This window comes from Seonamhaeicola sp. (genome assembly GCF_028281565.1).
Taxonomy (GTDB): domain Bacteria; phylum Bacteroidota; class Bacteroidia; order Flavobacteriales; family Flavobacteriaceae; genus Seonamhaeicola.
In genome coordinates this window covers 130,220-147,362 of sequence record NZ_JANQJQ010000030.1, presented here as the reverse complement: position 1 = coordinate 147,362, position 17,143 = coordinate 130,220, and the positions used below count along the sequence as shown (strand labels likewise).

Annotated in this window: 17 protein-coding genes; 14 read left to right on the top strand and 3 right to left on the bottom strand. The window is 36.7% G+C overall.

Features of this window, described 5'->3' with window-relative positions; translation table 11 throughout:
- Window positions 1–27 precede the first annotated feature (27 nt).
- From Q0983_RS13905 to Q0983_RS13890, 4 genes are read left to right on the top strand one after another with little or no spacing between them, the layout of a single operon-like run.
- Window positions 28–360, top strand: a complete 333-nt coding sequence (locus Q0983_RS13905) for a translation initiation factor (RefSeq protein WP_299554418.1) — start codon at window positions 28–30, stop codon at window positions 358–360.
- Window positions 360–1,301 (top strand): DUF1835 domain-containing protein, encoded by a 942-nt coding sequence (locus Q0983_RS13900; RefSeq protein WP_299554415.1) that lies wholly within the window; start codon window positions 360–362, stop codon window positions 1,299–1,301. Before Q0983_RS13905 ends, Q0983_RS13900 begins: the two co-directional genes overlap by 1 nt.
- Window positions 1,291–2,160, top strand: coding sequence for a nucleoside phosphorylase (locus tag Q0983_RS13895; protein ID WP_299554412.1), 870 nt, complete (start codon window positions 1,291–1,293; stop codon window positions 2,158–2,160). The genes Q0983_RS13900 and Q0983_RS13895 overlap by 11 nt, the downstream gene beginning before the upstream one ends.
- Window positions 2,161–2,168: 8 nt before the next feature.
- Window positions 2,169–3,023, top strand: a complete 855-nt coding sequence (locus Q0983_RS13890; protein ID WP_299554409.1) for a substrate-binding domain-containing protein — start codon at window positions 2,169–2,171, stop codon at window positions 3,021–3,023.
- A 7-nt stretch (window positions 3,024–3,030) separates the two neighbouring features.
- Here the strand turns inward: Q0983_RS13890 and Q0983_RS13885 are convergent, their stop codons facing one another.
- Window positions 3,031–3,840, bottom strand: a complete 810-nt coding sequence (locus Q0983_RS13885) for a glycoside hydrolase family 16 protein (RefSeq protein ID WP_299554406.1) — start codon at window positions 3,838–3,840, stop codon at window positions 3,031–3,033.
- Between the two features lie 223 nt (window positions 3,841–4,063).
- Here Q0983_RS13885 and Q0983_RS13880 point away from each other — a divergent pair, with 223 nt between their 5' ends.
- Window positions 4,064–5,113, top strand: coding sequence for a TlpA family protein disulfide reductase (locus Q0983_RS13880; protein WP_299554403.1), 1,050 nt, complete (start codon window positions 4,064–4,066; stop codon window positions 5,111–5,113).
- A 236-nt stretch (window positions 5,114–5,349) separates the two neighbouring features.
- Here Q0983_RS13880 and Q0983_RS13875 read toward each other — a convergent pair whose 3' ends face one another.
- Entirely contained in the window at window positions 5,350–6,906 is a 1,557-nt protein-coding gene (locus Q0983_RS13875) for an NAD(P)H-hydrate dehydratase (RefSeq protein WP_299554400.1), read from the bottom strand.
- A 344-nt stretch (window positions 6,907–7,250) separates the two neighbouring features.
- Between Q0983_RS13875 and thrA the strand changes: the two genes are divergently transcribed.
- The 4 genes from thrA (at window position 7,251) to thrC (ending at window position 12,521) form a co-directional block, all read left to right on the top strand.
- Complete coding sequence (thrA, locus tag Q0983_RS13870) at window positions 7,251–9,695, top strand: bifunctional aspartate kinase/homoserine dehydrogenase I (RefSeq protein ID WP_299554397.1); 2,445 nt, start codon at window positions 7,251–7,253, stop codon at window positions 9,693–9,695.
- 152 nt (window positions 9,696–9,847) lie between these two features.
- Window positions 9,848–10,768, top strand: coding sequence for a homoserine kinase (locus Q0983_RS13865; protein WP_299554394.1), 921 nt, complete (start codon window positions 9,848–9,850; stop codon window positions 10,766–10,768).
- Window positions 10,769–10,782: 14 nt separating this feature from the next.
- Window positions 10,783–11,139 (top strand): four helix bundle protein, encoded by a 357-nt coding sequence (locus tag Q0983_RS13860; protein WP_299554392.1) that lies wholly within the window; start codon window positions 10,783–10,785, stop codon window positions 11,137–11,139.
- An 89-nt stretch (window positions 11,140–11,228) separates the two neighbouring features.
- Window positions 11,229–12,521, top strand: coding sequence for a threonine synthase (thrC, locus tag Q0983_RS13855; RefSeq protein WP_299554389.1), 1,293 nt, complete (start codon window positions 11,229–11,231; stop codon window positions 12,519–12,521).
- Between the two features lie 62 nt (window positions 12,522–12,583).
- Here the strand turns inward: thrC and Q0983_RS13850 are convergent, their stop codons facing one another.
- A complete protein-coding gene (locus Q0983_RS13850) occupies window positions 12,584–12,898 on the bottom strand; it encodes a Dabb family protein (protein ID WP_299554386.1) in 315 nt (104 codons plus the stop codon).
- 153 nt (window positions 12,899–13,051) lie between these two features.
- Between Q0983_RS13850 and gcvT the strand changes: the two genes are divergently transcribed.
- The 5 genes from gcvT (at window position 13,052) to Q0983_RS13825 (ending at window position 17,121) form a co-directional block, all read left to right on the top strand.
- Window positions 13,052–14,134: a glycine cleavage system aminomethyltransferase GcvT gene (gcvT, locus tag Q0983_RS13845; RefSeq protein ID WP_299554383.1), complete on the top strand. Its 1,083-nt coding sequence runs from the start codon at window positions 13,052–13,054 to the stop codon at window positions 14,132–14,134.
- Window positions 14,135–14,136: 2 nt separating this feature from the next.
- Entirely contained in the window at window positions 14,137–15,048 is a 912-nt protein-coding gene (locus Q0983_RS13840) for a glutaminase (protein ID WP_299554380.1), read from the top strand.
- Window positions 15,049–15,071: 23 nt separating this feature from the next.
- The gene (locus Q0983_RS13835; protein WP_299554377.1) at window positions 15,072–15,905 is read left to right on the top strand and encodes a sugar nucleotide-binding protein; all 834 of its coding nucleotides are present in this window, start codon (window positions 15,072–15,074) and stop codon (window positions 15,903–15,905) included.
- Window positions 15,906–15,965: 60 nt separating this feature from the next.
- A complete protein-coding gene (locus tag Q0983_RS13830) occupies window positions 15,966–16,256 on the top strand; it encodes a 4a-hydroxytetrahydrobiopterin dehydratase (protein ID WP_299554374.1) in 291 nt (96 codons plus the stop codon).
- Window positions 16,257–16,401: 145 nt separating this feature from the next.
- On the top strand, window positions 16,402–17,121 hold the full coding sequence (locus Q0983_RS13825) for a YebC/PmpR family DNA-binding transcriptional regulator (RefSeq protein ID WP_299554372.1): 720 nt from the start codon (window positions 16,402–16,404) through the stop codon (window positions 17,119–17,121).
- Window positions 17,122–17,143 lie beyond the last annotated feature (22 nt).

Genomic DNA, 17,143 nt, shown 5'->3' with positions numbered 1-17,143 from the left:
CAACTGAATACTGAATACTGAGTAAATATGGATTTACAGGATCAACTTAAAAATTTATTCCCGGATCATGTATCGGAAGATGTTTCGAAAGAAACACAAGATGAAGGTGATGATCTTTGGATCCAGGACGACCCGATCATTTGTAAATACGAGAAGCGAAAAGGAAAGCCTGTTACCATTCTTGAGGGCTATACCGGTGCTACTGAAGACTTTAAATCATTAGCCAAAGATTTAAAGACCAGATTAAGCGTTGGAGGTAGTTTTAAAGATGATAAGATCATTATTCAGGGTGATTATAGAGATAAAATAATGGACATTCTTAAAGATAAAGGCTTTAGGGTAAAACGAGTGGGTGGCTAATGGATAGAAAACAATTACATATTACCAATGGCGGTGCGTTAACCAATTATCTTAATGATTCCGGTTATAAAGGTGATATCATTACATGGCACGAAATGCTGTGTGAAGGCCCTACGCATGTTAACATCTTGTCTGAAGCGTTTTTTCAGGCAAGGACCAATTTCTTTAGTGACACTTATAATGTTTACCTGGATGTTGAAGCTTTTAAAACAGAAATAAGCAAACTGGATAGCGCCGATAATTATTCAGAAATAGTCCTTTGGTTTGAATATGATTTGTTCTGCCACATCAATCTGATAGCCGTCATAAGTTTGATTCGGCAGAAAAAGATAAAGCTCCCCATGTATCTGGTTTGTAGCGGTCGGGTTCACGGTAGTAAAAACTTAAAAGGCTTATCCGAATTAAGTTCGGAAGAATTAACGGTTCATTACACAAACAGAGTTAAATTAAAACAAGAAGATATTGAACTGGCAGAAACACTTTGGCAAATTTATAATGGTAAAGACCATAATTTGTTCAAGCCTTTTATTGTTCAAAGCTCCTCTTTTGATTATTTAAGTAATTGTTTAAAGGCGCATTTAAAACGCTTTCCAGATAGTAAAAGCGGGTTGAGTACCATAGAAAGCAATATTTTAGAGATCCTCGAGAAAAACACTATAAAGTCTAAACATCATTTGTTAGGCTATGCCTTGAATTATCAGGGATTTTATGGTTTTGGTGACATGCAATTAGGCAGGATTATAGATCAATTGTCTATTTTTTACACAGAAAGTGAAAACCAAATCAAACTCAACAGAAAAGGACATGAAGCCTTATTAGGGCAGCACAATTTTTCTTCTGAAATAAACGACACCACTGTATTTGGTGGTGTAAAAAAATTAGATTTCCAATTTAACAAACAAGAAAATAAGCTTGTAAAAACAGTTATAAATGCCCATTAAAGAATCTGAACTCATTTTAAATCCGGATGGTAGTGTCTATCATCTAAATTTAAAACCTGAAGATATAGCTGACACCATTATCTTTGTCGGCGATCAAAACCGAGTAGACAAAATATCAAAACATTTCGATACTATTGAGTTTGAAACGCAAAAGCGAGAATTTAAAACACATACGGGTCATTACAAGGGTAAGCGGATTTCGGTATTATCCACAGGTATTGGGCCTGACAATATAGACATTGTTTTAAACGAATTAGATGCCCTGGTAAATATTGATTTAAGCACCAGAAAGCCGAAAGAAACGCTCACAAGCCTGAATATTATCAGGGTTGGAACTTCAGGCTCTCTTCAAAAGGATATTCCCGTTGATGCCTTTGTTTTAAGTCAATATGGTTTGGATCTTAATGGTATGCTACATTGTTATCAAATAGAGGACATTAAAAACCCAGGCATTGAACAGGCATTTATTGAGAAAACCAATTGGAGTTCTGATAAAGCTACACCCATAGTGATTCAAAACAGTCCCTCGTTAGAGAAAAAACTGGAAAGCAGTAAAACTTTTAAAGGTATGACCGCCACAGCAGGTGGATTTTATGGACCACAAGGACGTGTTTTAAGGCTACCGGTTCAGGACCCTCAGCTCAATCATAATATGGATACCTTCAATTTTAATGGTTTACGAGTTACCAATCTTGAAATGGAAACATCTGCCATTTTTGGATTGTCAAAACTCTTAGGGCATCATGCGGTGTCACTGAATGCTATTATTGCCAACAGAGCCACAGGTAACTTTAGTGAAAATCCTGCTAAAACTGTTGAAGAGCTTATCATTTACACTCTAAATAAAATTGTTGAATAGACCGATTGATGAAGCAGGTTAACATAGGCGGTGTTCCGGAGCATTTTAATTTAGCCTGGTATTTAACGCTTAAAAATGGCGAATATAAAGAAGAAGGCATTAACTTAAGATGGCATGATTACTATGGTGGCACAGGTGCTATGTGTAAAGCCCTCCGTGACAAAGACATTGATATAGCTGTTATCCTCACAGAAGGTATCATCAAAGATATTATTGCCGGTAACCCCAGTAAAATAGTTCAAACTTTTGTGCAAACACCATTGATATGGGGAATCCATGTTGCTGCCCGGTCAAAATACAAAACTGTTGAAGATTTAAAAGGCACCAAGGCTGCTATTAGCAGATATGGTTCCGGTTCGCATTTAATGGCTTACATTAATGCCGAGAATAACCATTGGGATTTAGAAAAGGATCTGGACTTTGAAGTTATTAAGAATCTTGACGGAGCCGTTGAAGGCTTAACAAATGGTAATGCAGATTATTTTCTTTGGGAAAAATTCACGACCAAACCTTTAGTTGATGACGGTACGTTTAGGAGTATTGGTAATTGCCCGTCACCCTGGCCCTGTTTTGTCATTGCCGTGAGAGAAGATTTCATTGATTCGGAAAAGGAAACTTTAAAAACCATTTTGGAAATTATCAATAATACTACAATTGACTTTAAGAACATTCCCAGTATTGACAGGACCATTGCCAATAGATACCAACAAAAATTAGAAGATGTTCAGGAATGGTTGGGGCTTACGGAATGGTCTCAAGACATTATTGATAAAGAAACTATCTCCAAAGTTCAGAAAGAGCTTTATAATCTTAATATTATCCCGGAAATTGTAGATTATGATCAGTTAACACTTGCCATTTAAACAGGCTTTAATTTTTATAAACTCTTACGTAATCTATTTCCATTTGGGCTTTTTGGAAATTAGGATCAATAGAAAACCAACTGCCTCCCATAGCCACATTCAATAGGATAAACTGATCTGCTGTATAAGGCCAGTTATCAGCATTTTTAACGGTTGGACTGTAGGTGTATTTATGAATATCATCTATTAAAAAACGAATTTCATTTTCATTCCATATTATGGAATATACATGGAACTCAGTGTCAAAATCATCAATTATAGTTTTGCCTACCGTTACATCAGGACAACCACCAAAACAAGCGGGATTATGGGTTGCACTGGACACAATAGTAGGGTCATGTCCCCAATGCTCCATGATGTCAATCTCTCCACATTTCGGCCAGCCAACATCTGTTATATTGGATCCAAGAGTCCATATGGCGGGCCATGTTCCCTCACCTGAAGGGAGTTTTGCTCTAACATCCACACGACCATATGTAAAAGAGAATTTTGAATTTAAGCGGGCAGAGGTATAACTTTTAGTAGATCCTTGAAACGTATAGCTTTCTTTCTTTGCTACGATCTTCAAAGTACCATTGCTTATGTAAACATTATCTGGTCTGTCTGTATAATGTTGTTTTTCTCCATTCCACCAACTGCCATTATTGGGAGGAATGGTCTCTAACTTCCATTTACCGGTATCTAAAGCCCCATCAACATCAAATTCATCAGAAAATATCAATTTATCATCCGCTTCTACAGGTTCAGAATTGCTTGAATTTTCACGCTTGCTGCAATCTGTTAGGAGCACAATAATCAGTAAGCATATTGTCTTCATAAGTAAGGACATCTCTTTCATAAGTATCTTTTAATATAAAAATACAGTTTTAAATCGGAAAAATTACATACTAGTAGTCACGTTTTGAAATGTTAATAATAATCCAAAATTGATTGAAAAGCTATTCAAATGTTTATTTTTGGCAGATAATTGAAATTTAAAAAAAGGTTACATGCCTGTGCTGAGCACAGCTAAAGTATGACCTCTAAAAGTTAAAACACACATGAAAAAATTACTTTTTATAACCTTAGCAATAGCTTTGGTAGCTTGTAAAGAAGCCCCAAAAGATTATGCAACATTTTCGGGGACAATAATCAATAAGAATAGTGATTCCTTAATGGTTAGAAGCAGAACATATACCAAAACTATTAAAGTAAATGAAGATGGCACTTTTAGTGATACACTAAAAGTGGAAGCAGGTGTTTACAACCTTTTTGATGGTGTTGAATCCACTTATTTATTCCTGAAAGATGATGTTGATATTAACTTGACCCTGGACGCAAAGGAGTTTGATGAAACGATCACTTTTACAGGTAAAGGTTCTGAAACCAGTACTTATTTGGCTAAAAAAGCTTTAATTCAGGAAAAGGGGTTAACTCCGGATCTATTGGATTTAGATGAAGAGGCCTTTAAAGCGAAAGTAGCCGGTGTGCATCAAAGTTTTACCGAATTATTTGAAAGTACTAAGAATTTGGACTCTACTGTGGCTGCAAAAGAAAAAGAAAGCTTTAGTAAAATGCAAGAAGGGCTATTAAATATGTACAAACAACAAAAAGCCATGGCCAGTCAATATGATGACCTGGTTGGAAAGCCCTCTCCTACTTTTGTGAATTATGAAAACTACAAGGGAGGAACAACATCTTTGAGTGATTTAAAGGGAAAATATGTTTATATTGATGTTTGGGCTACCTGGTGTGGACCATGTAAAAGAGAGATCCCGTTTTTAAAAGAAGTTGAAGCAAAATACCATGGGAAAAATATTGAATTTGTAAGTATCTCTGTTGATGAAGGCAGAGGTTTTAAAGGCGATACTCCGGAAGCTAAAAAAGCTGCTTCTAAAGAAGGCTGGAAAAAAATGATTGCCGAAAGAGATATGGGTGGTATTCAGTTACTTTCCGATAAAGCCTGGCAATCTGATTTTGTTCAGGGCTATAAGATTATGGGAATCCCAAGGTTTATTTTAATTGACCCGGAAGGAAATGTTGTTGATGCCAATGCCCCAAGACCTTCAAGTCCTAAGCTTATTGAGTTATTTGAGGAGTTGAAAATTTAAAAGTAAAACTTTATATTCCAAATTGTTTTGTCATGCTGAACTAGTTTCAGCATCTCTATTTACATTAATTAAATGGAAATAGCAATCCAATAAGCCTAACAGTGTTTTAAACATAGGCAAACCAGTGTGGCTTAGATGATAGAATGGAAAGACATGCTGAGGGTGCAGGAAGTTCCTTTGCAATTCAATATAAAATAAGAATCTTTAGACCCTGAAACAAGTTCAGGGTGACAGCCTTACCTTTGTTCTTCTTCCTCGTTTTCCTGCTGTGGCGGTTGCTCCGGTTGCTTAAATAGATCCAAAAAAGCTTTTCCCAAATACTCAATCACATGACTGGCTATCAAACTTTGGTATCCAAAATCTTCAACAGCAATGTCAGCCGATTTTCCATGTAAATAAACCCCGAAAATAGAAGCTACCAACGGATTGTAACCTTGCGATATTAAACCGGTAATAATGCCTGTTAAAACATCGCCGCTTCCGGCTGTAGATAAGCCCGGGTTTCCGGTTGTATTCACATAAAGCTTATCCTCTAAAACCGTAATAGTATTGGCGCCTTTAATAACTACAATGACTTTATGTTTTTTTGAAAAAGCCTTTACCTTTTTTAACTTGTCAAAATCATCACTCCAACTTCCTATCAAACGTTCTAATTCCTTTGGATGTGGGGTCAAAACGGCATTTTCAGGCAATAGTTTTAATAAGGTTTTCTTTTTGGCGAGTATGTTTATCCCATCGGCATCAATAACCAATGGTGCTTTGTTCCGTTTTAAAAACGATTCAAAAGCACTTATGGTTTTAGCATCTGTTCCAATACCCACGCCAATGCCAATTACCGTTGGTTCCAAATCAAAATTAATATCAGTAATAAGCTCCTCGTTGGTATCAGTCATCACCATAGCTTCTGGAAAAGCGGATTGAAGCACATTATATCCACATTTAGGGGTGAATACAGATACTAAACCCGCTCCGGCAGACAGCGCACCTTTACTCGCCAAAGTCAAAGCGCCTATTTTGCCATAACTACCACCAATAATTAAACTATGACCAAACTGCCCTTTATGTGAAAATTTATCCCTGGGGATGTAAACCGGTAAAACTTCAAACTTTCCTATTAATTCAACATCGGTTTCTGTAGTGTGTAAAAACGCCTGGTCCAAACCAATATCCAAAACTTCCCATTGTACAGTGTATTTAGCTGTTTCCGGCAAAAAGAATACCATCTTGGGGGAAGCAAAACTCAAGGTGTAACCGGCCCAAACCACGTCATCCTCATGTTCCGGTACTTTATCCGTGCTTAACCCGGAAGGGATATCAACCGAAAGCGTAAAGGCTTTGGTATTTCTAAAATGTTTAAAAAGTTTTTTAACCCAATCTACAACCGGCCTGTTTAAACCAATACCAAAAATGGCATCAACAATAATATCGTCCGGATGAATTTCAGGAAAATCCGCTTCACCGGTCAGAAGTATGGGCCACTCTTTTGTAACGGTTTTTATTCTATCGTAATTAATTAAAAAATCTTTGGAACGCTTATCACTATAATTAACCACGTAAGTGTTTACATTATAGCCATGAATAATTAAATGTCTTGACAAAACCAAACCATCACCTCCGTTATTACCAATACCGCAAAACACATGTACCGGCACCTGCGCCCCCTGCATACGCATATGCATCCAATTAAAGATCTGGGTAGCTGCACGCTCCATTAAATCGGTTGAAGTGATTTTTTGCCGTTCTGCGGTTAATCTGTCGCCTTCATAAACCTGTTCTCTTGAAAATATCTTCATTAAATTATCTGATTATTGAATTTCTAATTCTTCTGTAAATACGTTGCATTTCTTAAAAGAAAATGGGTTCTGCTTAAGAATATTACAAAAAAATAGTTTTAGTTTTTTTATTAGTCTAAATGTAATACTTTTGGCTTGTATTATCATAGCTTTTATGAACCATTTAGACCAAAATAGAAGATTTACACAGGCTCTTTTAACTAAAGGAGCAACTTCTTTTATTGGTACTACTACAACTACTACCCTTTGGGGTTGTTAATTATATATACTTCAGGCTATCTTTGTGATTTTAGAAAAGGATCACAACTCAAAAAATATATTTTCAATTATCAATTCATTAAACAATGCAAGTTTTAAAATTTGGAGGAACTTCCGTAGGTTCTTCAAAAAATATAAATAACGTCATAAATATCTTAGAAGATTATTCTAAAAACGACGCTGTGATCTGCGTAGTTTCTGCCGTTGGAGGCATTACAGATAAATTGCTCCTGGCGGGAAAATTAGCCCAAAATAAAGATTCGGAGTTTTTAGAGGTTTTTAATACTATAAAAGATATTCATTTAAATATTGTCAACGAACTAATCCCGGGCAATAACGAAACTGTTATCGACTTTGTTAACAAACGATTAGACGAACTAAAAAGCTTATTGGATGGGATTTATTTAATAAACGAACTATCACCTAAAACATCTGATAAATTAGTAGGCTTTGGAGAGTTATTATCCTCATTTATCATCGCAGAAACCATGAAGAACAGGGGGATGTCCGCAGAACGCAAAAACTCCCAGGAGCTTGTTATAACAAACTCTAATTTCACAAAAGCAGAAGTAAATTACAACATTACCAATAAGAATATAAAAGACTATTTTAAGGCTGCCAATCAGCAAATCACTATCCTTCCCGGGTTTGTGTCAACCTCTGTGAACGGTGAACAAACCACTTTAGGTCGTGGTGGTTCTGATTTCACGGCTGCCATCATAGCAGCGGCTTTAAAAGTGGAGCAATTACAGATCTGGACAGATGTAAGCGGTATGTTCACTACCAATCCAAAAATAGTAAAACATGCCTATCCTATAAAAGCGATTTCGTATCAGGAAGCTATGGAATTGTCCCATTTTGGAGCCAAAGTATTGTACCCTCCAACAGTGCAACCGGTTTTAGATCTTGAAATCCCTATTCATATTAAAAACACACTGGAACCGGAAGCTGTAGGAACGATCATTTCCAATGATGCTGTAAACTCAAACAAACCCGTAAAGGGTATCAGTAATATCGGAAATATTGCTTTATTGACACTGGAAGGTAGTGGCATGATAGGTATTCCCGGATTTTCAAAACGATTATTTGAAACGCTATCCCAGGAGAAGATCAACATCATTTTGATCACGCAGGCATCATCAGAGCATTCTATTTGTTTGGGTATTGACGCTAAAGATGCCGAAGCCGCTAAAGAAGCTATTGATGCTACTTTTGAAAACGAAATTGCTCTTAATAAAATTGACCCGATCATTGTTGAGGACAAGTTATCCATAGTAGCGCTTGTTGGCGACAATATGAAAAACCATCAGGGTATTAGCGGTAAACTGTTTAGTGCTCTGGGAAAAAATAACGTGAACGTGAGAGCTATAGCACAAGGCGCTTCTGAAAAGAACATCTCAGTTGTTATAGCTGAAAATGATGTTAAGAAGGCATTAAACGTATTGCATGAGCAGTTTTTTGAATCAAAGACCAAGCAACTCAATGTGTTTATTACAGGAGTTGGTAATGTTGGGGAGCGTTTAGTTGAGCAAATAAAGCAACAACGCAAATATTTAAAGGAGAACCTTAAGATCAATTTACGTGTTATTGGATTATCAAATTCCAGAAAAATGGTTTTTGATGAAAATGGTATTGATCTGAAATCATGGAAAGACCGGTTAGCGGATGGTGAACAGGCTTCTTTGCAGGGCTTTTTTGAGAATGCTAAAGCATTGAATTTACGCAACAGTATTTTTATAGATGTAACAGCTAATAAAGAGGTAGCCGACTTGTACCCGCAATATTTGCGTGAAAGTATATCGGTAGTAGCATGTAACAAAATAGCCTGCTCAAGTGATTATATCGATTATAAAGAGTTAAAGCGTTTATCTCTTAAATACAATGCCCCTTTCTTATTTGAAACCAATGTAGGAGCCGGTTTACCGGTAATAGACACTTTGAGTAACTTAATTGCCTCAGGCGATAAGGTGAATTCAATTCAAGCTGTATTATCAGGAAGTCTAAACTTTGTTTTTAATAACTTCAACGATTCAACCAAGTTTTACGATATTGTGAAACAAGCTGCTGCTGAAGGCTATACGGAGCCGGATCCAAGAATTGACCTTAGTGGTGTGGATGTAGCCAGAAAAATATTGATCTTGGCCAGGGAAAGTGGTGTGGAAATGAATTTGGAAGATATTGAAAATACCTCCTTCCTTTCCGATTCAGGATTGAAAAGTGACTCTGTTGATGATTTTTACCAAACCTTAGTTGAAGATGAAGCGCACTATCAAAATTTATATGCTTCAGCAAAATCCAAAGAGTGTCAGTTGAAGTATGTAGCCAAATTTGATAATGGCAAGGCCAGTGTAGGTTTACAGGAAATACCGGTTGGCCATCCGTTCTATAACCTGGAAGGAAAAGACAATATTGTGATGTTCTATACGGATCGTTATCCGGAACAACCTATGATTATAAAAGGTGCCGGAGCGGGTGCTGATGTAACTGCTTCTGGATTGTTTGCAGATATTATTAGATTAGGAAATGATTAAAAAGACACAAGAATATAGAAACAAGAATAAAGACGGCCACCAAAAAGTCTTTTCTCTTTTATCTATTTTCTTTTTTCTATGAAAAAATGGAATTACACGAAGAAAGTTCTTGTTTTTGCTCTAGTGCGGCCGAGAACTATTTAATAGAAAAAATGAACGAAATAAGACTATTTTCTCCGGCTACCGTCGCCAATGTATCCTGCGGATTTGACGTTATGGGGTTTTGCCTCGATAGTGTTGGAGATGAGATGGTGATTAGAAAGACCGATAAAAAAGGGATTCGTATCACTCATATTGAAGGTTTTGATTTGCCATATGAAACCGAAAAAAATGTTTCCGGAGTATCGGCTTTAGCCATGTATGATGCTATTGACGTGGATTTTGGTTTCGAGATTGAGATCTATAAAAAGATTAAACCGGGCAGTGGTATTGGTAGTAGTGCAGCCAGTGCCGTTGGCAGTGTTTTTGGTATGAATGAGCTTTTAGGCAGGCCCTTTACCAAAACCCAATTAACAGAATTTGCTATTAAAGGTGAGGCTTTAGCCAGTAAATGTGAACATGCCGATAATTTGGCCCCGGCTATCTTTGGAGGTTTTGCATTGGTAAAAAGCGTCTCACCGTTGGAGATTTTAGAAATCCCTGCTCCTGATGATTTATATGCTACGATTATTCATCCTCAGATCGAAATAAAAACCGCTGAATCAAGAGCCCTTTTACCAAAAGAAGTAGCACTTGAAGATGCTATTACCCAATGGGCCAATTTTGGAAGTTTAGTCCATGGCTTGCATACCGGTGATTTTGAAGTTATTAAAAAGTCTTTGCATGATGTAATAGTAGAACCCCATAGAAGCAGGTTAATTCCGTACTTTGATGACGTAACCAAAGCTGCTATTGATGCCGGTGCCTTAGGTTCCGGAATTTCAGGCTCGGGACCTTCAATTTTTTCATTAAGTAAAGGAGAAGAAACTGCTATAGATGTGAAAGATGCTATAGAAAAAATATATTCTAAGACTGGTATTGAATTCGATATGCATGTATCAAAAATTAATACTCAAGGAATTAAAATTCTTTAAAGGACCAAAGACCTATGACCAAAGACCAAAATGATAAAATTGGAAAGTTTAAGTTTGAGAAACTCACAATTTGGCAAAAAGCGATGGACTTTGGAGAGGAGATTGATAAAATGGCAGATTCTTTCCCCGATAAGGAAAAGTTCAATTTATCCAGTCAAATAAGGAAAGCTTCTGATTCCGTCGCTCTAAATATATCTGAAGGCTCAATTGGCCAATCGAACCCTGAGCAAAAGAAATTTATAGGGTATGCCATCCGTTCATTAGCCGAAGTTGTAACCTGTCTATTCAAAGCACAAAAAAGAAACTATATATCTAAAGACGAGTTTTTCAGATTTTACAATGAGTCTTTTAGTCTAATGAACATGATTTAGAAAAAACATAAAATAACAATTATAAAACCATTGGGCTATGTTCCTTCTTTGGTCTTCGGTCCTCGGTCAATGGTCATAAAATAAAACCAATGAATTACTACTCTCTAAACAAACAAGCCCCGGATTCAACGTTTGAGAATGCTGTTGTAAAAGGATTAGCCCCGGATAAAGGCTTGTACTTTCCGGAAAGTATTACACCTTTAAATGCAGATTTCTTTAAGAATATTGATAGTTTATCAAACACCGAAATCGCTTTTGAAGCCATTAAACAATTTGTGTCTCCAGAAATTCCCGAAGCGGTTTTAAAGACCATTGTTGAAGAAACGCTGTCATTTGATTTTCCTGTAGTACAACTTAATGAAAACATTTCGACTTTAGAACTGTTTCATGGGCCAACGATGGCTTTTAAAGACGTAGGAGCTCGTTTCATGGCGCGCTGTTTAGGGTATTTCAACAAGGATAACGACAATGAAGTCACCGTATTAGTTGCTACCTCCGGAGATACCGGCGGTGCGGTTGCGAATGGATTTCTAGGAGTAAAAGGCGTAAACGTGGTTATACTCTACCCTAGCGGAAAAGTGAGTGATATTCAGGAAAAGCAGTTAACTACATTAGGACAAAATATTAAGGCCTTAGAGGTTAATGGTACTTTTGACGATTGTCAGGCCATGGTCAAAACCACTTTTTTGGATGAAGACCTGACTAACCAAATGCAGTTAACGTCTGCCAACTCTATCAATGTGGCACGATGGTTACCGCAATTGTTCTACTTTATGTTTGCTTACAAGCAACTTCATAAAAAGTACGATAATATAGTTTTCTCCGTGCCAAGTGGAAACTTTGGAAACATTTGTGCCGGAATGATGGCGCAACAATTGGGCTTGCCTATAAAGCATTTTGTGGCTTCAAACAATGTAAACAACGTGGTAACACGTTATTTGCAGTCTCAATTATACGAACCAAAGCCATCTATTCAAACTATAAGTAATGCTATGGATGTAGGCGCTCCCAGTAACTTTATTCGTATCCAGGAGATTTACAAGAATCAATTCGACAATCTAAAGAAAAATGTGTCTTCATACAGCTTTACAGACGATGAGACCAAAGAAGCTATGTTAGAGATGCATAATGAATTTAACTATGTAGCGGACCCACATGGTGCTGTTGGCTATTTGGGAAGCCAGGAATATCTAAAAGAAAACCCGGAGGCTCATTGCGTGTTTTTAGAAACGGCTCACCCCACCAAGTTTTTAGATGTGGTTGAAGAAGTTATCAAAAAAGAACAGCCGTTACCGGAGCAAATTCAGGAAGTCATGGGTAAAGAAAAGGTATCGGTTGTTATTTCTACTTATGAGGATCTGAAATCATTTTTACTGAACTAAAAGATTCAACTATAATTTTAATCCCTTGAGTCGTTTACGGTGTAAGGGCTTTTTTTATTAGCCTACAAAACACTTTTACTGTCATATACTAAAACCTTATTCCATAAATGTTCATGGTTTTTAACAAATTCCAAATGAATAGGATGATTTTGATAAATGGCTTCATTTTCTTCATTGGCAAATATTAACATTTCTGTCACTGAAAAACTACTGTCCACTACGCCTCTTTCTTCTGTTGACGCCGGAACACCAACATGTATATCATTTACCTGTTCAATAGCCCCCAAGGTTTTAATACCATCTATTAGTTGTTGTCTGTCTTCTAAGGAGTCTGGCTGTTTTAACCAGAAAAACACATGATGTACTATCGGTCCCATTTTATTTTTTCCACTAAAATAGAAAGATTTTCCACGTTTTTAGTTTCTAACAGGTCTAATTTAATTGTTGAATATTTAATATAACTTCTTCAAAAGGAATCTTACGAATTTATGTACTTTTGTTCCGCAAAATTTAAAATTCAATAAGTAAATATGAAAAATACCGCTTTATCTGCAACTCATGAAGCATTAGGGGCTAAAATGGTGCCTTTTGCAGGCTTTAATATGCCGGTACAATATGAAGGTGTAAATGTGGAACACGAAACTGTTAGAAACGCAGTGGGCGTATTTGATGTATCCCATATGGGGGAGTTTTTAATTGAAGGGGAACATGCTTTGGATTTAATTCAGAAAGTAAGTAGCAATGATGCGTCTAAATTAACTATCGGTAAAGCGCAATATAGTTGCATGCCTAATGAAACCGGTGGTATTATTGATGATTTGATCATTTATCGGGTTAAAGAACAAACCTATTTATTAGTGGTTAACGCCAGTAATATTGAAAAGGATTGGAACTGGATTCAATCAAAAAATGATGTGGGTGCTACCATACGGGATTTAAGTGATGATTATTCCTTACTTGCCGTTCAAGGGCCTAAAGCTGTTGAAGCCATGCAAAGTCTGAGTAGTCATGATTTGGCCGCTATTAAGTTTTACAATTTTATTGTTGGTGATTTTGCAGGTATTGAACATGTCATCATTTCAGCAACAGGTTATACCGGAAGCGGAGGCTTTGAAATTTACTGTAAGAACAGTGAAGTAAAACAAATTTGGGATAAGGTTTTTGAAGCTGGAGCCGATTTTGGCATTAAACCCATTGGATTGGCCGCTCGTGACACCTTGCGTTTAGAAATGGGGTACTGTTTATATGGCAACGATATTGATGATACCACATCACCTATTGAAGCCGGTTTAGGTTGGATCACTAAATTCACTAAAGCATTTACAAATTCTCAGGCCCTGGAGGATGAAAAACATCGCGGACCGGAACGCAAGCTTGTTGCATTTGAACTGGACGAGCGTGGTATTCCAAGACAAGGTTATGATATTGTTGATAGCAATGGCACCAAAATAGGCCATATAACCTCCGGCACCATGTCCCCCAGCCTTGGTAAAGGTATAGGTTTAGGGTATATTCCCATAATTTTTTCAGAAATCGGCAGCAAGATAAATATTCAAATCAGAAAAAAAACAATTCCTGCAACAGTAGTAAAATTACCATTTTATAAGGGGTAACAATGAACTATCAGTCCATTTTAAATGATATACATGATCATGTGGTTTCTGTTGAAGACAAAGGAACCGTGGCTTCCTATATCCCGGAATTGGCGCATGTAAATATCAATAATTTTGGCCTGCATTTAAGAACAAAAGACGAGCAAGAGTATGGTGTTGGACATTACAATACACCTTTTTCTATTCAAAGTATTTCTAAGGTTTTAGCCCTTGCCCTGGCAGCTTCAAAAGAAGGAAGTAGCATTTTGAACAGATTAGGAGTTGAACCTTCCGGACACCCTTTTAATCAATTAGCACTTTTAGAAATTGAAAACGGTATTCCCAGAAACCCGTTTATAAATTCAGGAGCCATTGTGGTTGCAGACGTTTTGGTATCGCTATTTGACAACCCCAAAGAACATTTTTTAAATTATGTTAGAGATCTGGCCGGTGATGACAATATAAATTACAACATGGATATAGCCCGTTCTGAAAAAGAAACAGGGTTTAGAAACTATGCGGCAGCTAACCTGCTAAAATCCTTTGGTAATCTTAATAATCCTGTTGATGATGTCCTGGAATGCTATTTTATGCAATGTGCATTGGAAATGACCTGTACTCAAATTACCAGGTCATTTCATATGTTTGCCAATAAAGGAAAATGCCTGTTAGAAAAAGTTCGGTTAACAGAACAACAAGTAAAACGTATCAATGCTATTATGCTAACCTGTGGTTTTTATGATGAAGCGGGCGAATTTGCTTTTGAGGTCGGACTTCCCGGAAAAAGTGGTGTTGGGGGTGGTATTGTGGCGCTTTTACCAGATAATTATGTCATTACCACCTGGGCACCAGGACTTAATAAAAAAGGAAATTCTAAATTAGGTATGCTGGCCCTGGAACAGTTTACCACCAAAACCCAACTTTCAATTTTCTAGGTGTATTCTAGCTTAGGTGAGGTATGATAAAACGAGAAAGCAAGCATAGAATATTAATACTGGGCGCCAGCGGATTCCTGGGGAATGCTATATACAGAGAGCTTTGCTCCTACTTCAAAACGTTTGGCACCTACAGGACACCCTGCAAACAATTTGAAAAGAATAATAACTTTTTTCATTATGATTTTGAAGAGGATGATGTTTATGAAATTTTGGACATCGTAAAGCCCACTATTATTGTTTCCGCACTCCGGGGTGATTTTTCAAAACAGGTCATGTTACATCAACATTTGGCGGAATACATATTTTCAAAAAAGATCAAACTTATCTTTTTATCATCCGCCAATGTCTTTGACGCTTATAGTAAATACCCGAGTTATGAAGATGACAAAACCCTAAGTAACAGCATTTACGGTCACTTTAAAATAAAAATAGAAAACACCTTACTGAGGTTACCTAAAAAGCAGGTGGCCATTTTAAGATTGCCTATGGTGTTTGGGTCACAATCCCCAAGAGTACAGGAAATTCTTAAAAATATAAAGGATAAAGAACCTGTGGAAGTGTTCCCAAACCTGGTAATGAATGTTACTAATGATGATAAACTAACACAGCAGATCCATTATATTATCAATAGAAATAAATGGGGTATTTTTCATTTGGGTAGTAATGATTTAGTCCATCACGATGACTTTATCAAAGAAATTGTTACAGAACTCACTAATGAAAAAGCTATATATAAGCGGGTTTACACTACAAATGATGAACGCTATCTGGCCGTATTACCTAAAACCAATAAGCTTCCCAAACATTTACAAGTTGTAAGTACCAATATTCTGGAAGCGTTAAAAATTAATTGATTCATAGGGTAATATTCGTTATTTTTAATTACTGTTAATCTTAAAAAACACGATACCAAAATGAGCAAATTATCAGAACAGGATATTGAGAAAAAATTATTGCACTACCCGGATTGGGAATACTTTGATAACGCTATTCATGCCGAATTTGAATTTGACAATTTCAGGGATTGCTTTAGTGCCATGAGTAGAATTGCCTTTGAATGCGAAGCACTTAATCATCATCCAAACTGGAGTAATGTTTATAATATACTTACTATTTCGCTTTCAACGCATGATGCCGGAGGCGTTACCGACAAAGACTTCGAACTGGTAGATGCTATTGAAACTATAGTAGAGCCCATAGAGTAACAAATAGCAGATTGTCATAGCCAAAACTATTAAATGGTGGTTATTGAAAGTTATACCTGTAACTTTTTCAGGAACTTTCATATCTGCTTACTTTTTATATTTTTGCGTTTATATTTTCAAATAACAACAAATAACTTTATAAATTATGGGAAGAGCTTTTGAGTTTAGAAAAGCAAGAAAAATGAAACGTTGGTCGGCCATGAGTAAAGCCTTTACACGTATTGGTAAAGATATTGTAATGGCTGTAAAAGAAGGTGGTCCCGATCCGGATAGCAATTCCCGTTTAAGAGCGGTTATACAGAACGCCAAGTCCGTAAATATGCCTAAGGACAATATTGAGCGTGCCATAAAACGTGCTTCTGATAAAAGTCAGGGGGATTATAAAGAAGTTATTTTTGAAGGCTATGCACCTCACGGCATTGCCATTTTAGTTGAAACGGCTACCGATAATAATACACGTACTGTGGCCAATGTGCGTAGTTATTTTAATAAATGTGATGGTAGTTTAGGCACTTCCGGTTCTGTGGTCTTTATGTTTGATCATACTTGTAACTTTAGAATCAATGGTGAAGGATTGGATCCGGAAGAAATCGAACTTGAATTTATAGATTACGGCGCTGAAGAAGTTTTTGTTGATGATGACGGTATTTTAATTTATGCGCCGTTTGAAAGCTTTGGAGCTATTCAGGCCGAATTAGAATCCAGGGACGTTGAAATTTTGTCATCAGGCTTTGAACGTATTCCTCAGGTTACCAAACAACTAAACCCTGAGCAAGCTGCCGATGTTGAAAAGCTTTTAGAGAAGCTTGAGGAAGATGATGATGTACAGAATGTATATCATACCATGCAAGAACTTACCGAATAGCAATCCTCTTTAATTTAATCTT

Excerpts from the sequence above, each read along its gene's own strand:
- Q0983_RS13905 (WP_299554418.1), top strand. The coding sequence starts at position 28 with ATGGATTTACAGGATCAACTTAAAAATTTATTCCCGGATCATGTATCG.
- Q0983_RS13900 (WP_299554415.1), top strand. The coding sequence starts at position 360 with ATGGATAGAAAACAATTACATATTACCAATGGCGGTGCGTTAACCAAT.
- Q0983_RS13895 (WP_299554412.1), top strand. The coding sequence starts at position 1,291 with ATGCCCATTAAAGAATCTGAACTCATTTTAAATCCGGATGGTAGTGTC.
- Q0983_RS13890 (WP_299554409.1), top strand. The coding sequence starts at position 2,169 with ATGAAGCAGGTTAACATAGGCGGTGTTCCGGAGCATTTTAATTTAGCC.
- Q0983_RS13885 (WP_299554406.1), bottom strand. The coding sequence starts at position 3,840 with ATGAAGACAATATGCTTACTGATTATTGTGCTCCTAACAGATTGCAGC.
- Q0983_RS13880 (WP_299554403.1), top strand. The coding sequence starts at position 4,064 with ATGAAAAAATTACTTTTTATAACCTTAGCAATAGCTTTGGTAGCTTGT.
- Q0983_RS13875 (WP_299554400.1), bottom strand. The coding sequence starts at position 6,906 with ATGAAGATATTTTCAAGAGAACAGGTTTATGAAGGCGACAGATTAACC.
- thrA (WP_299554397.1), top strand. The coding sequence starts at position 7,251 with ATGCAAGTTTTAAAATTTGGAGGAACTTCCGTAGGTTCTTCAAAAAAT.
- Q0983_RS13865 (WP_299554394.1), top strand. The coding sequence starts at position 9,848 with ATGAACGAAATAAGACTATTTTCTCCGGCTACCGTCGCCAATGTATCC.
- Q0983_RS13860 (WP_299554392.1), top strand. The coding sequence starts at position 10,783 with ATGACCAAAGACCAAAATGATAAAATTGGAAAGTTTAAGTTTGAGAAA.
- thrC (WP_299554389.1), top strand. The coding sequence starts at position 11,229 with ATGAATTACTACTCTCTAAACAAACAAGCCCCGGATTCAACGTTTGAG.
- Q0983_RS13850 (WP_299554386.1), bottom strand. The coding sequence starts at position 12,898 with ATGGGACCGATAGTACATCATGTGTTTTTCTGGTTAAAACAGCCAGAC.
- gcvT (WP_299554383.1), top strand. The coding sequence starts at position 13,052 with ATGAAAAATACCGCTTTATCTGCAACTCATGAAGCATTAGGGGCTAAA.
- Q0983_RS13840 (WP_299554380.1), top strand. The coding sequence starts at position 14,137 with ATGAACTATCAGTCCATTTTAAATGATATACATGATCATGTGGTTTCT.
- Q0983_RS13835 (WP_299554377.1), top strand. The coding sequence starts at position 15,072 with ATGATAAAACGAGAAAGCAAGCATAGAATATTAATACTGGGCGCCAGC.
- Q0983_RS13830 (WP_299554374.1), top strand. The coding sequence starts at position 15,966 with ATGAGCAAATTATCAGAACAGGATATTGAGAAAAAATTATTGCACTAC.
- Q0983_RS13825 (WP_299554372.1), top strand. The coding sequence starts at position 16,402 with ATGGGAAGAGCTTTTGAGTTTAGAAAAGCAAGAAAAATGAAACGTTGG.